The 22,427-nt window shown below is 72.4% G+C and carries 22 protein-coding genes; 8 read left to right on the top strand and 14 right to left on the bottom strand.

The genetic code is table 11. The features are described from left to right. The first annotated feature begins 384 nt into the window (after nucleotides 1–384). Together CLV34_RS00005 and CLV34_RS00010 are read left to right on the top strand one after the other, a co-directional pair. A complete protein-coding gene (locus CLV34_RS00005; protein ID WP_100348253.1) occupies nucleotides 385–567 on the top strand; it encodes a hypothetical protein in 183 nt (60 codons plus the stop codon). Between the two features lie 93 nt (nucleotides 568–660). After that, nucleotides 661–2,547, top strand: coding sequence for a hypothetical protein (locus tag CLV34_RS00010; RefSeq protein WP_100348254.1), 1,887 nt, complete (start codon nucleotides 661–663; stop codon nucleotides 2,545–2,547). Between the two features lie 10 nt (nucleotides 2,548–2,557). On the opposite strand, the gene CLV34_RS00015 is transcribed toward CLV34_RS00010, so the two are convergent. The 7 genes from CLV34_RS00015 to CLV34_RS00045 form a co-directional block, all read right to left on the bottom strand. Beyond that, nucleotides 2,558–3,916 carry an MFS transporter gene (locus tag CLV34_RS00015; RefSeq protein ID WP_100348255.1) on the bottom strand — a complete coding sequence of 453 codons (1,359 nt, stop codon included), beginning with the start codon at nucleotides 3,914–3,916 and terminating at the stop codon, nucleotides 2,558–2,560. A 146-nt stretch (nucleotides 3,917–4,062) separates the two neighbouring features. After that, nucleotides 4,063–6,111, bottom strand: coding sequence for an ABC transporter ATP-binding protein (locus CLV34_RS00020; RefSeq protein WP_100348256.1), 2,049 nt, complete (start codon nucleotides 6,109–6,111; stop codon nucleotides 4,063–4,065). Beyond that, nucleotides 6,108–7,838, bottom strand: coding sequence for an ABC transporter ATP-binding protein (locus CLV34_RS00025; protein WP_100348305.1), 1,731 nt, complete (start codon nucleotides 7,836–7,838; stop codon nucleotides 6,108–6,110). The genes CLV34_RS00020 and CLV34_RS00025 overlap by 4 nt, the downstream gene beginning before the upstream one ends. Before the next feature lie 107 nt (nucleotides 7,839–7,945). Continuing rightward, a complete protein-coding gene (locus CLV34_RS00030) occupies nucleotides 7,946–8,650 on the bottom strand; it encodes a TetR/AcrR family transcriptional regulator (RefSeq protein ID WP_100348257.1) in 705 nt (234 codons plus the stop codon). 97 nt (nucleotides 8,651–8,747) lie between these two features. Then, complete coding sequence (locus CLV34_RS00035; protein WP_100348258.1) at nucleotides 8,748–9,977, bottom strand: SPFH domain-containing protein; 1,230 nt, start codon at nucleotides 9,975–9,977, stop codon at nucleotides 8,748–8,750. Next, the gene (locus CLV34_RS00040; RefSeq protein ID WP_100348259.1) at nucleotides 9,974–10,441 is read right to left on the bottom strand and encodes an NfeD family protein; all 468 of its coding nucleotides are present in this window, start codon (nucleotides 10,439–10,441) and stop codon (nucleotides 9,974–9,976) included. The genes CLV34_RS00035 and CLV34_RS00040 overlap by 4 nt, the downstream gene beginning before the upstream one ends. Before the next feature lie 107 nt (nucleotides 10,442–10,548). Continuing rightward, complete coding sequence (locus CLV34_RS00045; RefSeq protein WP_100348260.1) at nucleotides 10,549–11,379, bottom strand: ABC transporter ATP-binding protein; 831 nt, start codon at nucleotides 11,377–11,379, stop codon at nucleotides 10,549–10,551. A 26-nt stretch (nucleotides 11,380–11,405) separates the two neighbouring features. Between CLV34_RS00045 and CLV34_RS00050 the strand changes: the two genes are divergently transcribed. Further along, nucleotides 11,406–12,218 (top strand): hypothetical protein, encoded by an 813-nt coding sequence (locus CLV34_RS00050; protein WP_100348261.1) that lies wholly within the window; start codon nucleotides 11,406–11,408, stop codon nucleotides 12,216–12,218. 18 nt (nucleotides 12,219–12,236) lie between these two features. Here CLV34_RS00050 and CLV34_RS00055 read toward each other — a convergent pair whose 3' ends face one another. After that, nucleotides 12,237–12,647 (bottom strand): NUDIX hydrolase, encoded by a 411-nt coding sequence (locus CLV34_RS00055; RefSeq protein ID WP_100348262.1) that lies wholly within the window; start codon nucleotides 12,645–12,647, stop codon nucleotides 12,237–12,239. Continuing rightward, nucleotides 12,647–13,897, bottom strand: a complete 1,251-nt coding sequence (gene glgA, locus CLV34_RS00060) for a glycogen synthase (RefSeq protein WP_100348263.1) — start codon at nucleotides 13,895–13,897, stop codon at nucleotides 12,647–12,649. The genes CLV34_RS00055 and glgA overlap by 1 nt, the downstream gene beginning before the upstream one ends. 109 nt (nucleotides 13,898–14,006) lie before the next feature. Between glgA and glgC the strand changes: the two genes are divergently transcribed. Next, nucleotides 14,007–15,245 (top strand): glucose-1-phosphate adenylyltransferase, encoded by a 1,239-nt coding sequence (gene glgC / locus CLV34_RS00065; RefSeq protein WP_100348264.1) that lies wholly within the window; start codon nucleotides 14,007–14,009, stop codon nucleotides 15,243–15,245. After that, complete coding sequence (serB, locus tag CLV34_RS00070; protein ID WP_100348265.1) at nucleotides 15,238–15,918, top strand: phosphoserine phosphatase SerB; 681 nt, start codon at nucleotides 15,238–15,240, stop codon at nucleotides 15,916–15,918. The genes glgC and serB overlap by 8 nt, the downstream gene beginning before the upstream one ends. Nucleotides 15,919–15,932: 14 nt before the next feature. Here the strand turns inward: serB and CLV34_RS00075 are convergent, their stop codons facing one another. From CLV34_RS00075 to CLV34_RS00090, 4 genes are all read right to left on the bottom strand, one after another. After that, nucleotides 15,933–16,619 carry a flavin reductase family protein gene (locus CLV34_RS00075; RefSeq protein ID WP_100348266.1) on the bottom strand — a complete coding sequence of 229 codons (687 nt, stop codon included), beginning with the start codon at nucleotides 16,617–16,619 and terminating at the stop codon, nucleotides 15,933–15,935. A gap of 69 nt (nucleotides 16,620–16,688) precedes the next feature. Beyond that, a complete protein-coding gene (locus CLV34_RS00080) occupies nucleotides 16,689–17,249 on the bottom strand; it encodes a SixA phosphatase family protein (protein ID WP_245858825.1) in 561 nt (186 codons plus the stop codon). 14 nt (nucleotides 17,250–17,263) lie between these two features. Continuing rightward, entirely contained in the window at nucleotides 17,264–18,040 is a 777-nt protein-coding gene (gene fabI / locus CLV34_RS00085; RefSeq protein WP_100348267.1) for an enoyl-ACP reductase FabI, read from the bottom strand. 95 nt (nucleotides 18,041–18,135) lie between these two features. Further along, a complete protein-coding gene (locus CLV34_RS00090; RefSeq protein WP_100348268.1) occupies nucleotides 18,136–18,870 on the bottom strand; it encodes a beta-ketoacyl-ACP reductase in 735 nt (244 codons plus the stop codon). Between the two features lie 230 nt (nucleotides 18,871–19,100). Between CLV34_RS00090 and CLV34_RS00095 the strand changes: the two genes are divergently transcribed. Genes CLV34_RS00095 through CLV34_RS00105 form a run of 3 tightly spaced genes read left to right on the top strand, consistent with a single transcriptional unit; the run spans nucleotide 19,101 to nucleotide 20,801 of the window. Continuing rightward, nucleotides 19,101–19,547, top strand: a complete 447-nt coding sequence (locus CLV34_RS00095) for a DUF3099 domain-containing protein (protein ID WP_100348269.1) — start codon at nucleotides 19,101–19,103, stop codon at nucleotides 19,545–19,547. Then, nucleotides 19,544–19,819 carry a hypothetical protein gene (locus tag CLV34_RS00100; RefSeq protein ID WP_100348270.1) on the top strand — a complete coding sequence of 92 codons (276 nt, stop codon included), beginning with the start codon at nucleotides 19,544–19,546 and terminating at the stop codon, nucleotides 19,817–19,819. The genes CLV34_RS00095 and CLV34_RS00100 overlap by 4 nt, the downstream gene beginning before the upstream one ends. After that, nucleotides 19,812–20,801, top strand: a complete 990-nt coding sequence (locus CLV34_RS00105; RefSeq protein WP_245858826.1) for an SURF1 family protein — start codon at nucleotides 19,812–19,814, stop codon at nucleotides 20,799–20,801. Before CLV34_RS00100 ends, CLV34_RS00105 begins: the two co-directional genes overlap by 8 nt. Here CLV34_RS00105 and CLV34_RS00110 read toward each other — a convergent pair. Next, nucleotides 20,774–22,372 carry an ABC-F family ATP-binding cassette domain-containing protein gene (locus CLV34_RS00110; protein ID WP_100348271.1) on the bottom strand — a complete coding sequence of 533 codons (1,599 nt, stop codon included), beginning with the start codon at nucleotides 22,370–22,372 and terminating at the stop codon, nucleotides 20,774–20,776. The two genes, CLV34_RS00105 and CLV34_RS00110, sit on opposite strands and share 28 nt — an antisense overlap. Between the last annotated feature and the right edge of the window lie 55 nt (nucleotides 22,373–22,427).

Below are 22,427 nucleotides of genomic sequence, written 5' to 3' on the forward strand. Positions count from 1 at the left end.
ATCGCCGTCGCGACGTCCAGGTAGTCCCGACCACCCGCCAGCACCAGCACCGGATCACCCGGCGTCGGATCGATATCCAGACCCACCGGCGACCAGTCAGACGGGCGGATCACGAGCACCCCACATCATGGCGCACAGCCTCGGGCCCTGCTGAGATCGAGCATCGTTGCAACGTCATCGTGCCCCCGCACCGTCGGATGTCTCACGACACCGTAGCGGCACCAGTCGGTCTCTCTGCCCCGGTCCACATGTCGGGCATCGCGCCGTTTATCTCTGGGAAGAACTCACCCGGTCCGACGTCCTCGAAAGCAGCACCGAGCCGGTGCTGCTCCCCGGGATCGTCGCCCACTGACATGGCCCGATGAGCCTGGCATCGCCTCCGCCGTGGACGCCGCGCTCAACAATGGCGCGAGGCACGTCCGGATCTCTGTGAGCCGAGAGCACACGACATCGCGCAAGGTCGAAGCGAAGCTTCAGGCGATGAAGATCTCCCTCGGCGCCAAGGCCGCCAGCGAGCGTGCGGACCGCCTGCTCTTCGAAGCCACCTTTCCTGCCACGGGCGGGTGAAAGTCAGGGGCCGCGGCCGCGTGCCACACGGGTCCTGTCAGTAGCACGTGCTGAAGTGTCTCCACCCCGTCCAGCGCGCTGCAGGGAGCGACGATGCTCGAGTACAGGTCCTACTTCACGGCGGATGGCGTCGCGGACGACGCCCCGTTCATCACCACGTCGCTCGCCCAGGTGCACGCCTGGTTGCGGAGCAAGCGGTATGAAGCCGACCTCGTGGTATCCGGGCGAACCGTCGGGATCGGGCCAGCGGTCGAAGCCGCGCTGACACAGGAGCGCGCGAGCGACGGATCCGAGTCCGCGCTCTTCCGTCTGGAGGAGAAGGCGGGCTCCGGCGGGACGTGGACGACACAGCTCCTCCTGCACGACCCCCGACACCACGGGCGCCTTCCCTGGGTGTGGCTCGACGTCGTCGCGCCCGGCGGTGACGTCGAGCGGCGACGTTGGGCAGCAGTCCCGCGACTCGCCTCGTCGCTCCTCGAGGTGCTCGACGCGCGTGACGGGGGCGCTCGGCTCGACCCGAACATCACGACGACCACGGTCGACGACGTCGAGTCCTTGGTCACGGCGCTCGAGGACCCCCACCGACGTGGGCCAGTGTTCGTAGCAGGCAGCGACGAGTCGTTGCCGATGCAACCGTGGCGACAGCTCATCCGGAAACTGCTCGTGCAGACAACCGGCCTCGCCGCCGGCTACGTGCTCGACCCTGCCGCGACAACAGCCTTCGCCGAACTCACGGGGGGCACGCATCACGTCGACGCCGGGACCATGCGGACGTACCTCCCCGGCGTGCAGCTCGGCGACGACTTCGACGCGCGGCGCCATCGGGTGCTGCACACGGCGACCATCCTCCAGGACGACGGCAAGCGCATCGTTCGGATCCTGGGCGCTCGCGCACGGGAGACCACGCTCGACACGCCATTGCCTCGCGCAGCGGTTCGCGTCGAGGAGCGGCTTCTTCGACAGACGGACAACGAGCTTCTCGGGCGACCTGCCGATGCGCTGACTCGCACCACCACTCCCCCACCTCCGCGACCGATCCCGCACTCGGTCGACCAGGAGGCGCCGACGGGCCGGGTCGGAGATTCCGCGTCAACTGGCGACCTTGCTCCGGTGACGTCCCCGGTCGCGGCGGCCGAGAACGTCGAGACGCGCCTCGCGCTGGCGTCCGCCCTGGAGAGGGTGCTGGGATCCGGCGCCGTCACACCGGACGCCGTCAGCGCGCTGGCTGAGCAAGCCCTCGAATCGGCTCGCCTTCGCGCCGTTCTGGCGCGCAGGGAGAGCCAGCTCGACACGCTGACGAACACCGTGATCGAGCTGCGCGATCAGGTCGAGGACCTGAACCACCGGCTGGACGACGAACAGAACGAGCACGGGATCACGGCACAGGACGCCCGCGAGCAGACCGAGCTCGTCCGCGCCCTGCGTCTCCGTCTCAACCGTGTCGCAGCAACGGAAGCCTGGGCGCCGCTCAGCGACACCGAGAGAGAGTCGCCCGTCCCGGAGTCCTTCGGCGACCTTCTCAGCAGGTTCTCCGAGCTGGAGCACGTGGTGTGGACAGGAGACTCCGGCACCACGGAGGAGCTCGACGAGCGCAACCCGCTCGGCGGCTGGGCGGGCAAGACGTGGGATGCCCTGCGCGCGCTCGACGACTACGCCCGCGAACGACTCGCTGGCCGGTGCACCACCTTCGATGCCTACCTCAAGGACATCCCCTCCGGGTGTCACGCCTATCCTGCGAACCGGCACGCACGCGACGAGAGTGACGACGTCAAGCACACCGCGAAGTACGCAGCGCCGCGGCTCTTCGTGGTGCCCGCCTCGATCGACCCATCCGGCAGAGTCTTCATGGGCGCACACATCAAGATCGCACAGTCAGGGATGATCTCCCCGCGAATGCACTACTTCGATGCCGTCACCACCGACGGCCACATCTACGTGGGCTATATCGGTCGACACCTGCCCACACAGAAGACGAACTGACCACGACCCGTCAGAACCGCAGCTGTGCGGCCGACGCCGCGGACCGACGGCGGCGTCCGACGAGCAGCCCGACGACCGCGATGAGCGCACCGCACCCGCCCGCGGCGACGTACGCGGCCCACGGCCCGGACGCGTCCAGGACGACGCCGAGGACGGGTGCGCCGACCGCGGACCCGACGGTGAACGCGGTGCCCTGCCAGCCCATGGCCTCGCCACGGCGGTCCTCTCGGACGATCCGCGCGATCTCCTCGGCGGTCGCCGTCATGACGGACGCGCACGGCAGTCCGGCGATGAACGCGAGAACCGCGAGCGCGGGCACGGAGTGCGCGAGCAGCATCGGGACGGTCAGCACGCCGAGGCCGAGCAGCAGGACCATGGGGTCGATCGGCCGGTGCCGCGCGCCGTAGACGACGGCGCCGACGACAGACCCGAGGCACCACGTGAAGTACACGACGCCGAGCGACCCGACCTCGCCGTCGGCGCGGAGCTGGGCGAGGATCGCGAGGTCGGTGCCGACGAGGACGAGGGTCGTGCCGAGCGACGCTGCGAGCACCATGAGGACGCGGGCCGTCATCCACGGTGGGAGCAGGCGGCGCAGGCCGGCGCGCCAGGCGCGGCGCGCCGGGGTGCCGAAGGTGTCGGCCGTCGGGTCGAGCGCGACGGCGAGCTGACCGGCGGCGAGGGCGTCCGGGTCGAGCGGTGCGGGCCTGTCGTGCTCGGGATCGGGTGCGATGTGGTGCGCGTCGACCGCCGCGGGGACGGTCCCGCCCGCGACGCCGCCCACCTGGTCGAGGCGCGTCGGCGGGTCGAGGACCAGCAGCAGCGACCCGGCGGCGCTCACCGCGATGCCGATCGTGATCATCACCGGGACGGTGCCGACCTGGGTGGCGACCCCGACGCCGACCGCCGGCCCGACCATGAACACGAGCTCGTTGGCGATCGAGTCGAGCGCATACGCGGTGCGTTGCCGACCGATCGGCACGAGCACGCTGAGGGACTTGCGCACCACGGTGAAGATCGGCATCGCGAACAGCCCACAGACGAGCGCGGCGACCACGAGCGCGGGGTAGGGCAGGAACGCCATGAGGGGCCACAGGACGACGGCGGCCACCACGCTCGGCCACACGGCGCGTCGGAGGCCGAACTTGTCGACGAGGCGGCCACGCCAGGGGGAGCCGGCAGCCATGCCGATGGTCGACGCCGCGGCGACCACGCCGGCGGACGCGTAGGACTGGTGCAGCGTCTGGACGACGTGCAGCGTGAGCACGAGCGCGGACGCGGTGTTGGGGATCCGGGCGACCATCGCGACGAGCACGAGCCGACGGATCTGGGGGTCGCGCAGGACCTCCCGGTAGCCGCGCATCCCCATGGCATCAATTGTTACTCACGAGTAACCGTGCTCCGTCCACCCGCTCCCGGCTGTCCGTCGCCTACGCAACGGCTCTTCGCGTGCGCCGAAACACACGCGAAGCGACTTTGCGTAGGCGACGGACAGGGCGCCGCAGGCGCCGGGGGTCAGCCGACCGGCGACTGCTCGGTCTCCTCCTCCGTCGCCGCCCCCGCGAACTGGCTCTCGTACAGCCGCGCGTACGCGCCCCCGGACGCGAGCAGGTCGTCGTGCGTGCCCTGCTCCACGATCGACCCGTGCTCCATCACGAGGATGAGGTCGGCGTCGCGGATGGTCGAGAGGCGGTGCGCGATGACGAACGACGTCCGCCCCTCGCGCAGGGCGTTCATGGCGTGCTGGACGAGCAGCTCGGTGCGGGTGTCGACCGAGCTCGTCGCCTCGTCGAGGATGAGGATCGGCGGGTCGGCGAGGAAGGCCCGCGCGATGGTGAGGAGCTGCTTCTCCCCCGCGCTGACGCTCGATCCCTCGTCGTCGAGCAGGGTCGCGTAGCCGTCGGGCAGCGTCCGGACGAACGGGTCGACGTGGGTCGCCCGCGCCGCCTCGAGGAACTCGTCCTCGTCGACGGTGCGACCGTCCGCGACGCCGTAGCGCAGGTTCTCCTCGATGGACCCCTTGAACAGCCAGGTGTCCTGGAGCACCATCCCGACCTGCGAGCGCAGGGTGGCGCGGGGCATGTCGCGCGTGTCGACGCCGTCGAGCGTGATGCGCCCGCCGTCGACGTCGTAGAACCGCATGACGAGGTTCACGAGCGTGGTCTTGCCCGCGCCGGTCGGTCCGACGATGGCGACGGTCTGGCCGGGCTCGACCACGAGGTCGAGGTGCTCGATGAGCGGCTTGTCGGGCACGTACGAGAACGAGACGTCCTCGAAGGCCACGCGACCGCGCACGCGTTCCGGCCCGGCGGCGCCCGCGTCGGGCGTCTGCTCGTCGGCGTCGAGCAGCTCGAACACCCGCTCGGCGGACGCCACCCCCGACTGCAGCAGGTTCATCATGGAGGCGAGCTGCGTGAGCGGCTGGGTGAACTGGCGCGAGTACTGGATGAACGCCTGGACGTCGCCGAGGCTGAGCGACCCGCTCGCGACCTTGATCCCGCCCACGACGGCGACGATCACGTAGTTGAGGTTCCCGACGAAGCCCATCGCCGGCTGGATGGTGCCGGAGATGAACTGGGCCCGGAAGCTCGCGCCGTACAGCTCCTCGTTCTCCTGGTCGAAGGTGTCGATGGCCCGCTGCTGGTGCCCGTACACCTTGACGAGCGAGTGACCGGTGTACATCTCCTCGATGTGCGCGTTGAGGCGACCGGTGGTGGCCCACTGCTTGATGAACTGGGGCTGCGACCGCTTCGCGATCGTGGCGGCGAGCCACACGGACAGCGGCACCGTGGCGAGCGCGATGACGGCGAGGAGCGGCGAGATCCAGAACATCACGGCGAGGACGCCGACGACGGTGAGGATCGAGTTGATCATCTGCGACAGGGTCTGCTGCATCGACTGGGCGACGTTGTCGATGTCGTTGGTGACGCGCGACAGGATCTCGCCGCGCTGCTGCCGGTCGAAGTAGGACAGCGGCAGCCGGTGCAGCTTCCCCTCGACCTCGTCGCGCAGGCGCCGGACGGTGTGCTGCACGACGGTCGTGGTGATCCACCCCGACAGCCACATGAGCACGGCCGACAGCACGTACACGGCGAGCACCCAGCCGAGCAGGACGGCGAGCCGGTGGAAGTCGATGCCCTGCCCGACGACGAGCCCGTGCATCGACGCGACCATGTCGGCCTGCGTGTCCTGTCCCTGCGCGCGCAGCGCGGCCGCGGCCTGGTCGGCCGTGGTGCCCGCGGGCAGGTAGCGGCCGAGCAGGGACCCGGTCGCCCCCTCGAAGATGACGTTGGTGGCGTTGCCGAGCAGCTTGGGGCCGGCCACGGCCGCGACCACGGACCCGACGGTCACGAGCACGACGGCAACGACGCGGAGCCGCTCGGCCCGCAGGTAGCCGGCGAACCGCTTGAGCGACCCGCCGAAGTTCATGGCCTTCTCGGTCGGCATGCCCATGCCGCCCATGGGGCCGCGTCCGCCGCCCGGCCCGCCGCGGCGGCTCTGCGCGCGCACGAGCTCGGTGCGCTCCTCGTGGCTGGTCTCTGCGCCGGTGGTCTCGTCGCTCATGCCGCCTCCTCCGCCGAGAGCTGGGAGTACACGATCTCCTGATAGGTGTCGCAGGTCTCGAGCAGCTCGGTGTGCGTGCCCACGCCGACGACCTCCCCGTGGTCGAGCACGACGATCTGCTCCGCGTGCCGGATGGTGGCGACGCGCTGCGCGACGACGATCACCGACGCGTCCCGGGTGATGGGACGCAGCGCGAGCCGCAGCGCGGCGTCGGTCGCGTAGTCGAGCGCGGAGAACGAGTCGTCGAACAGGTACACCTTGGGTCGCCGGACGACGGCGCGGGCGATCGCGAGCCGTTGCCGCTGGCCGCCCGAGAAGTTGGTGCCGCCCTGCGCCACCGGCGCGTCGAGCCCGCCGTCGAGTCCCTCGACGAACGTCCGGGCCTGCGCGACGTCGAGCGCGGCCCACATCTCGTCGTCGGTGGCGTCCGGCCGGCCGTACCGCAGGTTGTCCGCGATGCTGCCGGAGAACAGGTACGCCTTCTGCGGGACCAGCCCGAGCACGGCGCCGAGGTCGGCGCCGGCGAGCCGGCGCACGTCGACGCCGTCCAGCAGCACGGCGCCCTCGGTGACGTCGAAGAGTCGTGGCACCAGGTTGAGCAGCGTGGACTTGCCGGAGCCGGTCGAGCCGATGATCGCGGTGGTCTGCCCGGGCCGCGCCTCGAACGACACGTGGTGGAGGACGGCCTGCTCGGCGCCGGGGTACGCGAACGACACGTCGTCGAACGTGACGACGCCCGCGTGGGCGGTGCCGACGACTGGTTCGACCGGCTCGACGACGGACGTCTCGGTGTCGAGGACCGCGCCGATCCGGTCGGCGGCCACCGCGGCGCGCGGCACCATCATGAACATGAACGTCGACATCATGACGGCCATGAGGATGTACATGATGTAGCTGAGGAACGCGGTGAGGGCGCCGATCTGCATGCCGTCCTCGACCCGGTGCCCGCCGAACCACATGATGGCGACGCTGGAGGAGTTCATGACCAGCATGACCACGGGGAACATGAGCGCCATGAGCCGGCCGGCGCGCAGCGAGGTCTGGTAGAGGTCCTCGTTCGCGGCGCCGAAGCGGCGCCGCTCGCGCGGCTCGGTGGTGAACGCCCGGATCACGCGGATGCCCGTGATCTGCTCGCGCAGCACACCGTTGATGCCGTCGATCTTCTTCTGCATGGACCGGAAGTACGGGACCATGCGCGAGATGATGAGGCCGACGCTCACGCCGAGGACGGGGACGATGACCAGCAGGAGCGCGGAGAGCTCGACGTCCTGCTGGAGGGCGAGGATCACACCGCCCACGAGCATGATCGGCGCCATGACCATGATCGTCAGGCTCATCACGACGAGCATCTGGACCTGCTGGACGTCGTTGGTCGCGCGCGTGATGAGCGACGGCGCGCCGAACGTCCCCATCTCCTGGGCGGAGAAGCTCTCGACGCGCACGAACTGGGCGCGGCGCACGTCGCGGCCGAACGACATCGCGGTGCGCGCGCCGAGGTAGACGGCCGCGATCGAGCAGGCGACCTGCGCCAGGCTCACGACGAGCATCCAGCCGCCGACGCGCCAGATGTAGCCGATGTCGCCGGTCGTGACGCCCTTGTCGATGATGTCGGCGTTGAGCGTCGGCAGGTAGAGCGACCCGAGGGTCGCGACCAGCTGGAAGACGAGCAGCAGCGTGAGCGGCCGCGCGTACGGTCTCAGGTACTGCTTGAGCAGTGCGACGAGCATGGGGCTCCTCGGGGTGCGGAAGGTCGTGGTGCCTGCACGCGACGGCTGCCGCTGCAGGACGGGCGGGCTTCGCTGGACGGCCTCGCGACCGGTCCAGGACAGCACGATCAGGGCGGCGGTTCCAGCGCTGCAGGGTGGGCGACGACACCGTGCAGCACGAGGTCGACCAGTTGCCCGGGGTCGGCCGGTTCCGGTTCGACGCCGCGCCGACGCGCGTCGACCTGACGCATGGAGGCGCCGACCAGCACGACGTCGAACAGGTCCACGGCCTGGGCGACCCCGGTACGCAGCTGCGCGGCGTCGGGCTCGACGAGGCGCGCGACGGCGGCGCGCACCTCCTGCTCGGCGTCCGCCTGACGTGACATGTGGCGCTGCCAGCCTTCGCGGCCGGCCTGCTGGCGCTCGTCGTCGGGTCGCGGGTCGATGCGCCCGATCTCGTGCAGGATCCCGACCCAGCGGATCGTCTCGGACACGTGAGCCAGGCCGGCGCTCATGACGGCGACGAGACGCTCCCGCAACGGGAGCGAGCGGTCGATCGCCTCGATGTCGGGCAGGACCCGGCGCGGGTCGAGCCCGTCGAACGCCGCCGCGCCGACCAGGCTCAGCTTGTCGTCGAACACCCGGAAGATCGTCCCCTCGGCCACCCCCGCTACGGCCGCGAGCTCCTTGGTGGTCACGCTCAGCCCGCGCGAGAGCAGCACGGGGCCGACGGCACCCAGGATCGCGGCACGCCGCTCGTCCGCAGGCAGCGGGGTGGCCCGACGCGAGCCGGAGGCGGCTGCAGACCCCGGGGACGACGCGGTTACGGACACGCGAACAGGCTATGTGAGTGAGTGCTCACTCACATAGCCTGTCCGGCCATGCATCGTGTTCGCCAGAAGCGAACGCAGCCGCCTCAGCTCTCGGAGGTCAGACCTGCTGCGGACCGCCGGGCACGTCGTCCGCCGGAGGCTCCTCGCCCACCGGGCGCGGCGTCGTCCCACGCACGGGCGGCGCGGGCGGCGGCACGTGGCCGGCGCCAGGGCGCTGCCCGAGCTCGACCGACGGGTCCACCGGCATGCCCGAGTGCGTCCCCGCGCTCGTCGCGTCCGCAGTCGCGGCCTCGGCCTGGCGCCGCGCCTCCGCGAGCGCCTCGGCCGGGTCCGTCAGCGCCGACGGCGGCAGGCTGTTCTCGACACGCGGACGCGGGGCACGTTGCGCCGGGCCGTCGGACCCGCCCGGTCCCGCCGGGTCGCCCGAAGGACCGACCGGACCGCCGTCGCCCCCGAACCCCTTGGCGATCGACCCGAGCGCGGCGGTGAACTCGGTGGGCACGACCCAGAGCTTGCTCGCGGTGCCGTTCGCGATCTGCGGGAGCATCTGCAGGTACTGGTAGGCCAGCAGCTTCGGGTCGGCGTCGCCCTGGTGGATGGCATCGAAGACCTGGAGGATGGCGCGGGCCTCACCCTCGGCCCGCAGGATCGCGGACTGCGCCTGCCCCTCGGCCCGCAGGATCTGGGACTGCTTCTCGCCCTCGGCCGTGAGGATCTGGGACTGCTTGACACCCTCCGCGGTCAGGATGGTGGCGCGGCGGTCACGCTCGGCGCGCATCTGCTGCTCCATCGAGCCCTGCACGCTCGCGGGCGGGTCGATCGACTTGAGCTCGACGCGGTTGACGCGGATGCCCCACTTGCCGGTCGCCTCGTCGAGCACGCCGCGGAGCTGGCCGTTGATCTGGTCACGGCTCGTCAGGGTCTGCTCGAGGTCCATCGACCCGATGACGTTGCGGAGCGTGGTCACGGTGAGCTGCTCGATCGCCGTGATGTAGTTCGCGATCTCGTAGACCGCGGCCTTCGGGTCGGTCACCTGGAAGTAGATGACCGTGTCGATGCTCACCACGAGGTTGTCGCTCGTGATGACGGGCTGCGGCGGGAACGAGACGACCTGCTCGCGCAGGTCGACTCCCGCGCGCACGCGGTCCACGAACGGGACGAGCAGGTGGAAGCCGGCGTCGAGGGTGCGCGAGTAGCGGCCGAGCCGCTCCACGATCAGCGAGACCGCCTGCGGCACGATCCGGACGGCCTTCGCCAGCGCGACGATGACGAAGATGACGATGAGGGCGATGACGATCCAGACCACGATCGTCGCGGGGTCGTTCATTCCTTGGGTCCTCCCGGAGTGAGGTGCAGCGGTTCGACGACAGCGGTCGCGCCGTCGATGCGGACGACGCGGACGGGCTCACCCGCGGACAGGGGTTCGGGGCGTGCGCCGGAAGCGGTCCGCGCGGTCCAGACCTCACCGCCGAGCTTCACGCGACCCCCCGTCCCGGTCACGGCGTCGAGGACGAGCGCCTCGCGCCCGACGAGCGCGTCAGCGTTGGTGAGGTGCTTGGGCGTGCGGTCGCGAAAGCGTTCGAGCAGCGCGCGGCGCGCGGTGAGGAGCAGCACGGTCGACACCAGCGCGAACGCCACGACCTGCCACCACGCGCTCCCGCCCGCCAGAGCGACGATGCCGGCAGCGACGGCGCCGCCCGCGAACATCAGCAGGACGAAGCTGAGCGTGACCACCTCGAGGAGGGCGAAGACGAGCGCCGCCACGATCCACCAGAGCCAGTGCCAGTCCATGGCGGCCCCTTCCGCGCGTCGAGCGCCGTGGGAACGGCGCGGGTCGACCTTTGCTCAGATTTTACCCTCGTGTCAACTCCCCCGCCGTCTCGGTTGCACGGAGGCGGTCAGCGGGCCGAACGGGCCGCCCACCGGTCGCCCGCACGCTCGACCACGAGGGGGATGCCGAACGCGCCCGACAGGTTCTCCGAGGTGAGGACCTCCTCGAGAGGGCCGGCCGCGTGGACCTGGCCGTCGCGCAGCAGCAGCAGGTGCGTGAACCCCGGCGGGATCTCCTCGACGTGGTGGGTCACCAGCACCAGGACGGGCGCGGCCGCGTCGCCGGCGAGCTCCGCGAGCGCCTCCACGAGCTCCTCGCGCCCCCCGAGGTCGAGGCCCGCGGCGGGCTCGTCGAGCAGCAGCAGCTCCGGGTCGGTCATGAGCGAGCGGGCGATCTGGACGCGCTTGCGCTCGCCCTCGCTGAGGGTCCCGAACGCGCGGTCGGCGAGGTGGTCCACCCCGAACAGCCGCAGCAGGTCGGTGCCGCGCTCGGTGTCGAAGTCCTCGTACTCCTCGCGCCACCGGCCGGTGATGCCGTAGGCCGCGGTCACGACGACGTCGCGCACCGACTCGTCCGCCGGGATCCGCTCCGCGAGCGCCGCGCTGGCGAGACCGATGCGCGGCCGCAGCTCCGACAGGTCCGACCCGCCGAGCCGCTCACCGAGCACGTGCACCGTGCCGCGCGTGGGGTGCAGTCGTGCCGCGGCGATCTGGACCAGGGTCGTCTTGCCGGCGCCGTTGCGCCCGAGGACGACCCAGCGCTCGTCCTCGGCCACCTGCCAGCCCACCGCGTCGAGGATCATCTTGGTCCCGCGGCGGACGGACACCCCCTCCAGCTCGAGGACCCAGTCCGAGGACGGGCCGGCGGTCGTGACCGAAGCGCTGGAGGGCTGGCTCATGGCCACGACCCTATAGGTTGGGCGGGATGGATCCGTACGCCGACAACGCCTCCCCGCTCCCCCGCAGCGTCATGCTCGCCCTGTGGCTCGGCGCGTCCTCGCGGCCCGGTGCGGGCGACGCCGTGACCCGTGCCGCGGCGGCCGTCCAGGGGGACGACGAGCCGCACGTCGTCGACGGTCTGGGCGGCGCGGCGAACCTCGCGACGCTCCTCGAGACGTGGTCGGGGGACGCGTCGGCACGCCGGGCGACGGCCGTCGCGGCGCTGCTCCCCGCGCCGGGCGACTCCGCGGCCGTCCCGGTGGGAGTCGCCCACGACGCCGTCGACGCGGGCGAGTGCGTGCTCGTCGAGACGCCGGGCGGGTCGTTCGCCGCGGTGCCCCACGTCGATCGCTTCGGGTCGGACCTCGAGCCGGGCCACCTGGTGCGCTGGCACGTGCAGCCCGTCGAGCCGTGGCGCCTACGACTGCTCGGCACCCTCGGGACGCTGGAAGAGGCGGAACGCGGCCTGCGCCGCGCGCTCGCGACGGCGGTCGAGGCGCTCGACGCGCTCGACGTGTCGCGGTGGCGCGAGGACGCGGCGGCGGAGATCGCCCGGCTGCGCGAGCCCGTGGACCTCACCCCGTTCGTCCCGCGCGGGCTGGACCCCCGGCGCGTGCGGGCGCTGTCGCAGGCGGTGCGCCTGGGCGCGATCGTCCGGCTCGCGACGGTGGACGACGGCGCGGCGGTCAACGTGTTCCAGACGGACCAGCGCGACGCCGCGCTGCGTTCCGTCGAGGTCGCGGCCCGGCACGCGATGGCGGCGGCGTCCGTGGTGCCGGGTCCCGGCGACCGGGACTGACGCCCTCCCGGTCGGGCGTCAGGGGCGCGCGTGCAGCGCGAGCAGGGCGACGGTGAGCGGGGCGAGCGGGACGCCGGGCTCCCCCGGGTCGACCCACACGAGCTCTGCGATCTCGGCGGCCGCGACGGGCGAGTGCCTGCCGGGCACCTCGAAGACGTCGGCGACGAGGGCGTGACCGGGTTCGTTGGCGGCGTCGCCGTGCCACGTCCCGCGCGGGACCAGCTCGTCCGCACACACCACCACGCCGACCTCTTCGGCGAGCTCGCGGGCGAGTGTCTCGGCACCCGACTCACCCGGCTCGGGCTTGCCGCCCGGCTGCATGAACCGGCTCGTCCCCTGCTTGCGCACCAGGAGCCAGCGCCCGGCGTCGTCCACGACGATCCCGGCCGCCACGCGGATGACCGGGGACTCCGGTCGGGCGGCGCCCATCAGGCGCGCCCGGTGAGCACCTGCTCGTAGACCGCGAGGGTCCGGTCGGCGATCGCGTCCCACGAGAAGTGCTCCTCGACGCGCCGGCGCGCGGCGACGCCCTGCTCGGCGGCGTGCGCGGGGTCGGACAGCACGCGGGTCAGTGCGTCGGCGAGGTCGGTGACGAACCGCTCGGGGTCGACCGGCGTGCCCGTGCCGTCCTGGACCTGCTCGATCGGGACGAGCGAGCCCGTGACACCGTCGTCGATGACCTCGGGGATGCCGCCGGTCGCGGAGCCGACGACGGGCAGGCCGACCGCCATGGCCTCGAGGTTCACGATGCCGAGGGGCTCGTAGACCGACGGGCACACGAACACGGTCGACGCGGCGAGCACGGCGACCAGCTCGGGCCGCGGGAGCATCTCCTCGATCCACACGACGCCGGTGCGACGGCGGGCCAGCTCGGCGACCGCGCCCGAGACCTCGGCCGCGATCTCCGGGGTGTCGGGCGCCCCGGCGCACAGCACCACCTGGACCTCGGGCGCGAGCCGCTCGACCGCCCGGAGCAGGTACGGCAGCCCCTTCTGCCGGGTGATGCGCCCCACGAACACGACGGTCGGCCGCGCGGCGTCGATGCCGAGACGCGTCACCGTCGCGCGGGCGGCGGCGAGCTCGTCGTCCGTGGCCGGCGCCTTCCACCCGTCGAGGTCGATGCCGTTGTGCACGACGTGGACCTTCGCCGGATCGACGTCCGGGTAGCAACGCAGGATGTCGGCGCGCATGCCGCCGCTCACCGCGATGATCCCGTCGGCGGCCTCGTAGGCCGTGCGCTCCGCCCAGCCCGACAGCCGGTACCCGCCGCCGAGCTGCTCCGCCTTCCAGGGGCGCAGCGGCTCGAGCGAGTGCGCCGACAGGACGTGCGGAGCGCCGTGCAGCAGGCCGCCGAGGTGGCCGGCGAGGTTCGCGTACCAGGTGTGCGAGTGGACGACGTCGGCGCCCGCGACGTCGTTCGCGATCTGCAGGTCGACGCCGAACGTCGCGAGCGCCGCGTCGCCCCCCGCGAGCTCGGCAGGGACGCCGTACGTCGTGACGACGGGCTCGCCGGGCACCGCAGCGGACGGCTCCCGCAGCGGGCCGTCGGCGGCCGAGCCGAACGCGCGCACGCGCACGTCCATGCGGCGGGCCAGGACCCGGGAGAGCTCGGCCACGTGCACGCCGGCCCCTCCGTAGACGTTCGGCGGGTACTCACGGGTGAGGAGGTCGACGCGCATGCCGCACAACCTATCGCCCGACGCACCCGCTCGGGCGAACTTCCACCGTCCGCCGTCCGACCGGCGTCCCGATGTCACCTCGCCGCCGGATTGGCCCTAGGGTCGGGGCATGGCAGCGAAGCGAGTCCTGGCGATCGTCCTGGCGGGTGGCGAAGGCAAGCGGCTCATGCCGCTGACAGCGCAGCGGGCCAAGCCCGCCGTACCGTTCGGCGGGATCTACCGCCTCGTCGACTTCGCGCTGTCGAACGTCATCAACTCGCACTACCTGCACGTCATCGTGCTGACGCAGTACAAGTCGCACAGCCTCGACCGGCACATCTCGAAGACGTGGCGCATGTCGCCGCTCCTCGGCAACTACGTGGCCCCCGTCCCCGCGCAGCAGCGGGTCGGCAAGCACTGGTACCTCGGCAGCGCCGACGCGATCTACCAGGGCCTCAACATCCTCGAGGACGAGCGTCCCGACATCGTCGTCGTGGTCGGGGCCGACCACGTGTACCGCATGGACTTCTCGCAGATGGTCGACGCGCACATCGCGTCGGGCGCCGAGTTCACGGTCGCGGGCATCCGGCAGCCCATCGCGCTCGCCGACCAGTTCGGCGTCATCGACGTCGACCCCGACAAGCCGGGCCGCATCCGCGCGTTCCTCGAGAAGCCGACCGACCCGCAGGGGCTCGCGGACTCGCCCGGCGAGGTGCTCGCGTCCATGGGCAACTACGTCGCGAACGCCGACGCCCTCATCGACGCCGTGACGCGCGACGCCGCGAACGAGGACTCCAAGCACGACATGGGCGGCGACATCGTGCCGTGGTTCGTGGAGCGCGGGACCGCCGGCGTGTACGACTTCATCGAGAACGACGTCCCCGGCTCGACCGACCGCGACCGCAACTACTGGCGCGACGTCGGCACCATCGACTCGTACTTCGAGGCCAACAAGGACCTCATCTCGATCAACCCGGTCTTCAACCTGTACAACGACGAGTGGCCGCTGTTCACCGGGTACACCGGCCTGCCGCCGGCGAAGTTCGTGCACGCCGGCCCCGGCCGGCTCGGGCACGCCGCCGACTCGATCGTCTCCCCCGGCGTGCTCGTGTCGGGCGCGACCGTGGTCGGCTCCGTCCTGTCCCCCGGCGTCCACCTACACTCGTGGTCGTCCGTGTCCGACAGCGTGCTGATGGACGGCGTCCAGGTGCACCGCCACGCGCAGGTGCACCGCGCCATCCTCGACAAGAACGTCATCGTGGGCGCGCGCGCCCGCATCGGCCTCGACGCCGACGCGGACCGCGCCCGCGGGTTCACCGTCACCCCGTCGGGCATCACCGTCGTGCCGAAGGGAACCGTCGTTGAGTAGTGCCGCGCCTCGTCCGGGGAGCCGTCGCCGGCTCGTGGTGATGGACGTCGACTCGACGCTCATCGAGCAGGAGGTCATCGAGCTCCTCGCCGACCACGCCGGCACCCGCGAGCAGGTCGCGGCCGTCACCGAGGCCGCGATGCGCGGCGAGCTGGACTTCGCGGGGTCGCTGCGCGAGCGCGTCGCGACCCTCGCGGGCGTCCCGGTCTCCGCGCTCGACGACGTCCGCGCCCGCGCGACCTTCACGCCCGGCGCACGCGAGCTCGTCGCCGAGGCGCACCGCCGCGGCTGGACGGTCGCGCTCGTGTCGGGCGGGTTCGCGGAGATCGTCGGGGAGCTGGCCGCGGAGCTCGGCATCACGACGTTCCGCGCGAACCGGCTCGAGGTCACCGGCGGGCGCCTGACGGGCCGGACCGTCGGGCCCGTCGTGGACCGCGCCGCCAAGGCGGCGGCACTGCGCGAGTTCGCTGCGGCCGAGGGCGTGGACCTCGCGGACACCGTCGCGATCGGCGACGGCGCCAACGACCTCGACATGATCGCGGCGGCGGGCGTCGGGATCGCCTTCCGCGCGAAGCCCGTCGTCAAGGAGCAGGCGCCGCACTCCGTCGACGGCCGGCTCGACGAGGTCCTCGCCCTGGTCGACGCGCTCGCCGCGCCCGACCTCGCCCGCTGACGTCGCCCGACGCGCTACCGGTACCACTCCTCGTCGATGCCGGCGAGCCGGGACGGGCGCAGCTCGCCACCCAAGCCGTAGAAGCGCTGAAAGCTCATGATGAGCGGCCGCCAGCGTGCGGGGTCGACACGGTGCGACGTACCCGGTGCCCGGATCGCGCGGTGGACGTGGGTGCGCACGACGGCGACCTCGAACGCCACGATCGTCCCGGCCTCGTGCGCGTCGTCGCGCTCGAGCGGGTGCGTGCTCGTCAGCCGCGCCTCCATCTGCACAGGGCACTCGGCGGCGCGCGCCGGGACGACCCTGTCCGACGGGAGCGGCGTGAGGTGCGCCCGCGCGAACTTGTCGGCCACGTGCCGGTAGCCGACCGCGTGCTTGCGCGGCGGCACCGGGTCGCGTCCGGTGGTGAGCGCCAGCCGGTCGACCGCGTCGACCTGCGACGACGACGGCAGGTTGATGACCACCTCGCCCGTCGCGGCGATGTTGAGTGCCGTCTGGGAGCGCGCCCCGAGCCCCAGGAGCGCCGTGCTGCCGAGCCAGAACACCGACGACATCGGTGCGAGGTTGGCGCGGCCGTCGGCATCGACCGTGCTGAGCAGCGCGACCGGCGTCCCGAAGTAGAGGATGGCGGGATCGATGACGTCGTGGGGGTCTGCGGCCGCGCGGACCGGTCGAGGGCGCGGGGTGAGTGTGGGATCCATGACGCCAGCGTCGCGGCAGGGACGCCACGGCGCTGGCGGCTTTCCGACGTGTCAGCCGCGCAGGCGGGATCAGCCCGTCGCCGGACGGCCGAGGTACGTCAGCGTCGCGGTGCTGCGGTCCCACGCGCTCCACGCGCCGGGTCCGTCGAGCACCGCGTAGGCGGACGTCGGCATGCCGACCCGCGCCTGCGCGATCGCCGCGTCGTCCGACTCCGGCCCGGCGAGGAACGTCGCGGTCGTGCTCACGGTGGGCTCGTGCCCCACGACCAGCACCTGGTGGGCGTCGTCCCCCAGCGCCGTCACGATGCCGAGCAGGCCGCGCAGCGTGCACTCGTAGAGGTCGTCGCTCACCTCGACCCGCGGCGACCCGTCGAGCCGGCTCGCGACGAGCTCCCACGTCTGCCGGGTGCGCAGCGCGGACGAGCAGAGCACCAGGTCGGGGACGAGCCCGCCCGCCGTGAGCGCCTCCCCCACCCGGGTCGCCTGCTGGCGTCCGGCGAGGGCGAGCGCGCGGTGGTGGTCGGGACCGTTGCCGCCCGGCTCCGCCTTGGCGTGGCGGAGCAGGACGAGGCGACGCACGCCACCGCCGGTGTCGGCGGTGGCGTGCGTCTGGGCCTCGGGGGCCGTCACGCGGCGGGCCTCACTCAGAAGCCCATCGCGTGGAAGCCGCCGTCGACGTGGACGATCTCGCCCGTCGTCGCCGGGAACCAGTCGGACAGGAGCGCCGTGACACCGCGCGCGGCGGGCTCGGCGGTCGTGTTGTCCCAGCCGAGCGGCGAGCGCTCGGGCCACGCGGCGTCGAGCTGCTCGAAGCCGGGGATGGACTTCGCGGCCGTCGTGCGGATCGGGCCCGCCGACACGAGGTTCACGCGGATGTTGTCCGGACCGAGGTCACGGGCCAGGTAGCGCGACGTGGACTCGAACGCGGCCTTCGCCACACCCATCCAGTCGTACACGGGCCACGCGAGCGTCGCGTCGAACGTCAGGCCGACGATCGAGCCGCCCGGCGTGCCGTCCTTGAGGAGCTGGTGGGTGGCCACCGCGAGCGCCTTGAGCGAGTACGCGGAGATCTCGACCGCGGTCGCGACGTCGGGCCACTCGCCCGCGAGGAAGTTGCCGCCCATCACGGACTGCGGCGCGAACCCGATCGAGTGCACGACACCGTCGAGCGAGTCGGCATGCTCGCGCACGGCGCCGTCGAGGTTCGCGAGGTCCTCGGAGTTCTGCACGTCGAGCTCGAGCACGGGAGGCGTCTGCGGGAGGCGCTTCGCGAACGCCTGCGTCAGCTTGGCCTGGCGGCCGAAGGACGTCAGGAGGACGGTGGCGCCCTCCTCCTGCGCGAGACGCGCGGTGTGGAACGCGATCGAGGAGTCGGTGAGGACCCCCGTCACGAGGATCGTCTTGCCGTCGAGCAGGCCCATCGGTGTCCTTTCAGGTGGTCGCCCGTCCCGAGCGTAGCGGCTCGGGGCCGGGCGGGCGGGCCGGAGCCCGTCATGAGGTCTGGTGGTGGAGCGGGTCAGTGGCCCATGCCGAGGCCGCCGTCGACGGGCAGCACGGCGCCGCTGACGTAGCCGGCCTCGTCGGACGCGAGGAACGCGACGGCGCCGGCGACCTCGTCGGCCTGCCCGTAGCGGCCCGCGGGGATGGTCGCCTTGTAGGAGTCCTGACGGTCCTGGGGCAGCTCGGCCGTCATGGCGGTCTCGATGAAGCCGGGCGCGACGACGTTCGCGGTGATCCCGCGGCCGCCGAGCTCGCGCGTGATCGAGCGGGCCATGCCGACGAGTGCGGCCTTCGACGACGAGTAGTTCACCTGGCCCGGGCCGCCGTAGAGGCCCACGACGGACGAGATGAGGACGATGCGGCCACGGCGCAGGCGGATCATGCCCTTGGACGCGCGGCGCACGCACCGGAAGACGCCCGTGAGGTTCACGTCGAGGACGGTCTGGAAGTCGTCGTCGCTCATGCGCATGAGCAGGCCGTCGCGCGTGATGCCCGCGTTGGCGACGAGCACCTCGACGGGGCCGAGCTCGGCCTCGATCGCGCTGAACGCGGCGTCGACGGCCTCGGTGTCGGTGACGTCCGCCACGGCGCCGAAGACGCCGTCGGGCAGGTCGCCGCCGCGGTAGACCGTCGCGACCCGGTCGCCCTGCGCGACGAAGCGCTCGGCGATCGCGCGGCCGATGCCACGGTTGGCGCCGGTCACGACGACGGTCCGCGGGGTGCGGCCGGTCTCGGGCGTGGACTCGCTCATGTGCTGTGCTCCTTGGGTGCGGCGCTCCGGGCGCCGGCGGACGGTCGCGGGTGGCCCGTGGCGTCGCTGGTCCGTGTCACGGGTGGTCCCGGTCGAACCTATCCCGCCGACGGGGGTCCACCGGGTGCCGACCGGCGCGAACGCCTCGGACCCGTTTTGTGCCTACCCTACAAAACGGCCCGCTCCATGCGCCGGTCCGAAGGTTCTCGGAGCGGACCTAGACTGGCAGCGTGAGCAGGAGGAACGAGGACCGGGACGAGCCCGTCAGCCTCACGTCCGTCCCCGAGCCGCGCAGCGACGAGGTCGACCGACGCTGGCACGTCTACGTGATCCAGATGATCGTGCGCATCGGATGCTTCGTCGGTGCGCTGTTCGCGCGCGGCCCGCTCCAGATCGTCCTCATCGTGGGTGCCGTGGTGCTTCCCTACACGGCCGTGATCTTCGCCAACGCGAGCGGCGAGCGGCGGTCCACGACCGTGTCCGAGGTCGACCTGCCGGCGATCGGTTCCGCGCCGGAGGCCGCCCCGCCCGTCGTCATCGAGCAGGTCGAGGTCGTCGACGAGCAGCCGGACGCGCGGGCCGAGGAGCCCGACGCGCAGCCGGGCTCCGGGCGCCCGGGCGAGCACCCGCACGACGACGGGCACGGTCCCGCCCGGCACTCCGGGGACGCCGCATGACCGCTCCCTCCCCCGACGCGGTCGGCGACCTGGTATGCAGCGCGAAGGGCTGCCGGGCTGAGGCCACGTGGGCCCTGCTGTGGAACAACCCCCGCCTGCACACGCCGGACCGGCGCAAGGTCTGGCTGGCGTGCGACGAGCACCGCGAGCACCTGACGTCCTTCCTGGACCTGCGCGGGTTCCTCAAGGACACCGTGCCGGCGTCCGAGGTCCCGACGGTCGAGGCCGGCCCGACCGACGTCCTGGGCGGGGGGTTCGACGCGCGTGGCTGAGGTCCGGCACGGCGCGCGCACGCGCCGCCAGTGGGTGACCCTCGCCGTGGGGGCGGTGATCATGGCGCTGCTGTGCCTGGTGGCTGCCCGCTGGCAGTGGGCGCGCTACGACCTGCACCGGTCGCAGGCCGAGCAGATCTCGGGCGCATACACCGCCGACCCGGTCTCGCTCGGCACCCTCGTGCCCGGACCGGGCGACACCTTCGCCGCCGACGACGAGTGGCGCCCGGTGACCGTCCGCGGCCACTACGAGCCGGACGACACCGTCCTGCTGCGCAACCGTCCGGTGGGCACGGGCGCGGTGTTCCACGTGCTCGTCCCGTTCGTCGTGGACGCCCCCGGCGACCCGACGGACCAGATGGTCCTCGTGGTCGACCGTGGCACGGTGCCTCTGTCGAACGGTGGGGCGCTGCGTCCCGACGACGTCCCGGCTCCCCCGGCGGGCGAGCTCACGCTCACCGCGCGGCTCCGCCCGGACGAGCCCGTGACGACGCGCACCGCACCGCCCGGACAGGTCCAGGCGATCTCGACGCCGATGGTGCTCGCGCAGGGCGCGGACGGTGCCGCGTGGGCCGACGGCCGCACGACCGACGCGTACCTCGTCGCCGACAGCGAGGACCCGTCCGTCCCCGCCGCTGACGCCGACCACACGGTGACGCCGCTGCCCACGCCCGACCTCCCCGACGCGGGCACCAACATGTCGTACACCGTGCAGTGGTGCCTCTTCGCGGCGGGGCTCCTGGGCGCGTACATCGTCCTGTGGCGCCGGGAGCGCGGTCCGCGCCTCACGGCGGGCGACCTGCTCGCCGGGCACACCGACGTCGACGAGGCGGAGGCGGCGCGCGCCGCGCGCCGCTCGGGCAAGCCCCGCCGGGTCTCCCTCGAGGACGAGGAGGACGCGTACCTCGACGCGCAGGAGGCGGCGATCGCCACGCGAGCCGGCGAGCGCGAGCGTCAGGCGAGCGACACGAGCTCCGCGTAGCCGTCGTTCCACAGGTCCTCGTCGCCGTCGGGCAGCAGCAGGACGCGCTCCGGCGCCAGGGCCTCGACCGCTCCGTGGTCGTGGGTCACCATCACGACGGCACCCTCGTAGGTGCGCAGCGCGCCGAGGATCTCCGCGCGCGACGCCGGGTCGAGGTTGTTGGTCGGCTCGTCCAGCAGCAGCACGTTCGCGGACGACACCACGAGGGTCGCCAGGGCGAGGCGCGTCTTCTCGCCGCCGGACAGGACGTGCGCGGGCTTCTCCGCGTCGTCGCCCGAGAACAGGAACGAGCCGAGCACGGAGCGCACCTGCGTGTCCGCGAGGTCCGGCGCCGCGTGGCGCAGGTTCTCCAGGACGGTCGCGTCCATGTCGAGGGTGTCGTGCTCCTGGGCGTAGTAGCCGAGCTTCAGCCCGTGCCCGGGGACGACCTCGCCGGAGTCCGGCGTGTCGACGCCCGCGAGCATCCGCAGCAGGGTCGTCTTGCCGGCGCCGTTGAGCCCGAGGATCACGACGCGGCTGCCCCGGTCGATCGCCAGGGACACGTCCATGAACACCTCCTGCGACCCGTAGGCCTTGGAGAGCCCCTCCGCCGTGATGGGGGTCTTGCCGCAGGGAGCCGGGGTCGGGAACCGCAGGTGCGCGACCTTGTCGCTCACGCGCTCGCCCTCGAGCGACCCGAGCATCTTCTCCGCGCGGCGGATCATGTTCTGCGCGGCCGTGGCCTTCGTCGCCTTGGCGCGCATCTTCTCGGCCTGCGCGAGCAGGGTGCCCGCCTTCTTCTCGGCGTTGGCGCGCTCGCGACGACGCCGGCGCTCGTCCGTCTCGCGCTGCTTGAGGTACGCGTCCCACCCCATCGCGTAGGTGTCCATGACGGACCGGTTCGCGTCGAGGTACAGGACCTTGTTGACGGTGGCGCGCAGCAGCTCGACGTCGTGACTGATGACGATGAAGCCGCCCGCGTAGTTCTTCAGGTAGTCGCGCAGCCAGATGATCGAGTCGGCGTCGAGGTGGTTGGTGGGCTCGTCGAGCAGGAGCGTGTCGACGCCGGAGAAGAGGATCCGGGCGAGCTCGATGCGTCGCCGCTGACCACCCGAGAGGGTGCTCATGGGCTGGTTGAGGATGCGTTCGTCGAGCCCGAGGTTCGCGGTGATGCGCTCGGCCTCGGACTCGGCGGCGTAGCCTCCCGCGGCGAGGAAGCGCGCCTCGAGGCGCGGGTACCGGTCGAGCGCGGCCGCCATGGTGTCGGGGTCGGCGCTGGCCATCTCGCCCTCGGTGTCGCGCATGCGACGCACGATGTCGTCGAGGCCGCGGGCCGACAGGACGCGGTCCATCGCGCGCTGACTCAGGTCGCCCGTGCGGGGGTCCTGCGGGAGGTAGCCGATCTCGCCCGAGCGGACGATGGTGCCGCCCGCGGGCTGGGTGTCGCCAGCGAGGGTCTTGGTGAGCGTCGTCTTGCCGGCGCCGTTGCGGCCGACGAGACCGACACGGTCCCCGGGGCCGACACGGAAGGAGGCGTCCTCGACGAGGACACGGGCGCCGACGCGCAGCTCGACGTTCTGGGCTGAGATCACGACCCACCATCCTACGGGGGTGCGCCGGCCCGAGGTTCCGCGGACGGCCCTGGCG

It is taken from the genome of Luteimicrobium subarcticum (assembly GCF_002798015.1).
Classification (GTDB): domain Bacteria; phylum Actinomycetota; class Actinomycetes; order Actinomycetales; family Cellulomonadaceae; genus Luteimicrobium; species Luteimicrobium subarcticum.

Coding starts and splice junctions, on each gene's coding strand:
- CLV34_RS00010 (WP_100348254.1), top strand. CDS start 661: ATGCTCGAGTACAGGTCCTACTTCACGGCGGATGGCGTCGCGGACGAC.
- CLV34_RS00015 (WP_100348255.1), bottom strand. CDS start 3,916: ATGGGGATGCGCGGCTACCGGGAGGTCCTGCGCGACCCCCAGATCCGT.
- CLV34_RS00020 (WP_100348256.1), bottom strand. CDS start 6,111: ATGAGCGACGAGACCACCGGCGCAGAGACCAGCCACGAGGAGCGCACC.
- CLV34_RS00025 (WP_100348305.1), bottom strand. CDS start 7,838: ATGCTCGTCGCACTGCTCAAGCAGTACCTGAGACCGTACGCGCGGCCG.
- CLV34_RS00035 (WP_100348258.1), bottom strand. CDS start 9,977: ATGAACGACCCCGCGACGATCGTGGTCTGGATCGTCATCGCCCTCATC.
- CLV34_RS00040 (WP_100348259.1), bottom strand. CDS start 10,441: ATGGACTGGCACTGGCTCTGGTGGATCGTGGCGGCGCTCGTCTTCGCC.
- CLV34_RS00045 (WP_100348260.1), bottom strand. CDS start 11,379: ATGAGCCAGCCCTCCAGCGCTTCGGTCACGACCGCCGGCCCGTCCTCG.
- CLV34_RS00050 (WP_100348261.1), top strand. CDS start 11,406: ATGGATCCGTACGCCGACAACGCCTCCCCGCTCCCCCGCAGCGTCATG.
- CLV34_RS00055 (WP_100348262.1), bottom strand. CDS start 12,647: ATGGGCGCCGCCCGACCGGAGTCCCCGGTCATCCGCGTGGCGGCCGGG.
- glgA (WP_100348263.1), bottom strand. CDS start 13,897: ATGCGCGTCGACCTCCTCACCCGTGAGTACCCGCCGAACGTCTACGGA.
- glgC (WP_100348264.1), top strand. CDS start 14,007: ATGGCAGCGAAGCGAGTCCTGGCGATCGTCCTGGCGGGTGGCGAAGGC.
- CLV34_RS00075 (WP_100348266.1), bottom strand. CDS start 16,619: ATGGATCCCACACTCACCCCGCGCCCTCGACCGGTCCGCGCGGCCGCA.
- fabI (WP_100348267.1), bottom strand. CDS start 18,040: ATGGGCCTGCTCGACGGCAAGACGATCCTCGTGACGGGGGTCCTCACC.
- CLV34_RS00090 (WP_100348268.1), bottom strand. CDS start 18,870: ATGAGCGAGTCCACGCCCGAGACCGGCCGCACCCCGCGGACCGTCGTC.
- CLV34_RS00100 (WP_100348270.1), top strand. CDS start 19,544: ATGACCGCTCCCTCCCCCGACGCGGTCGGCGACCTGGTATGCAGCGCG.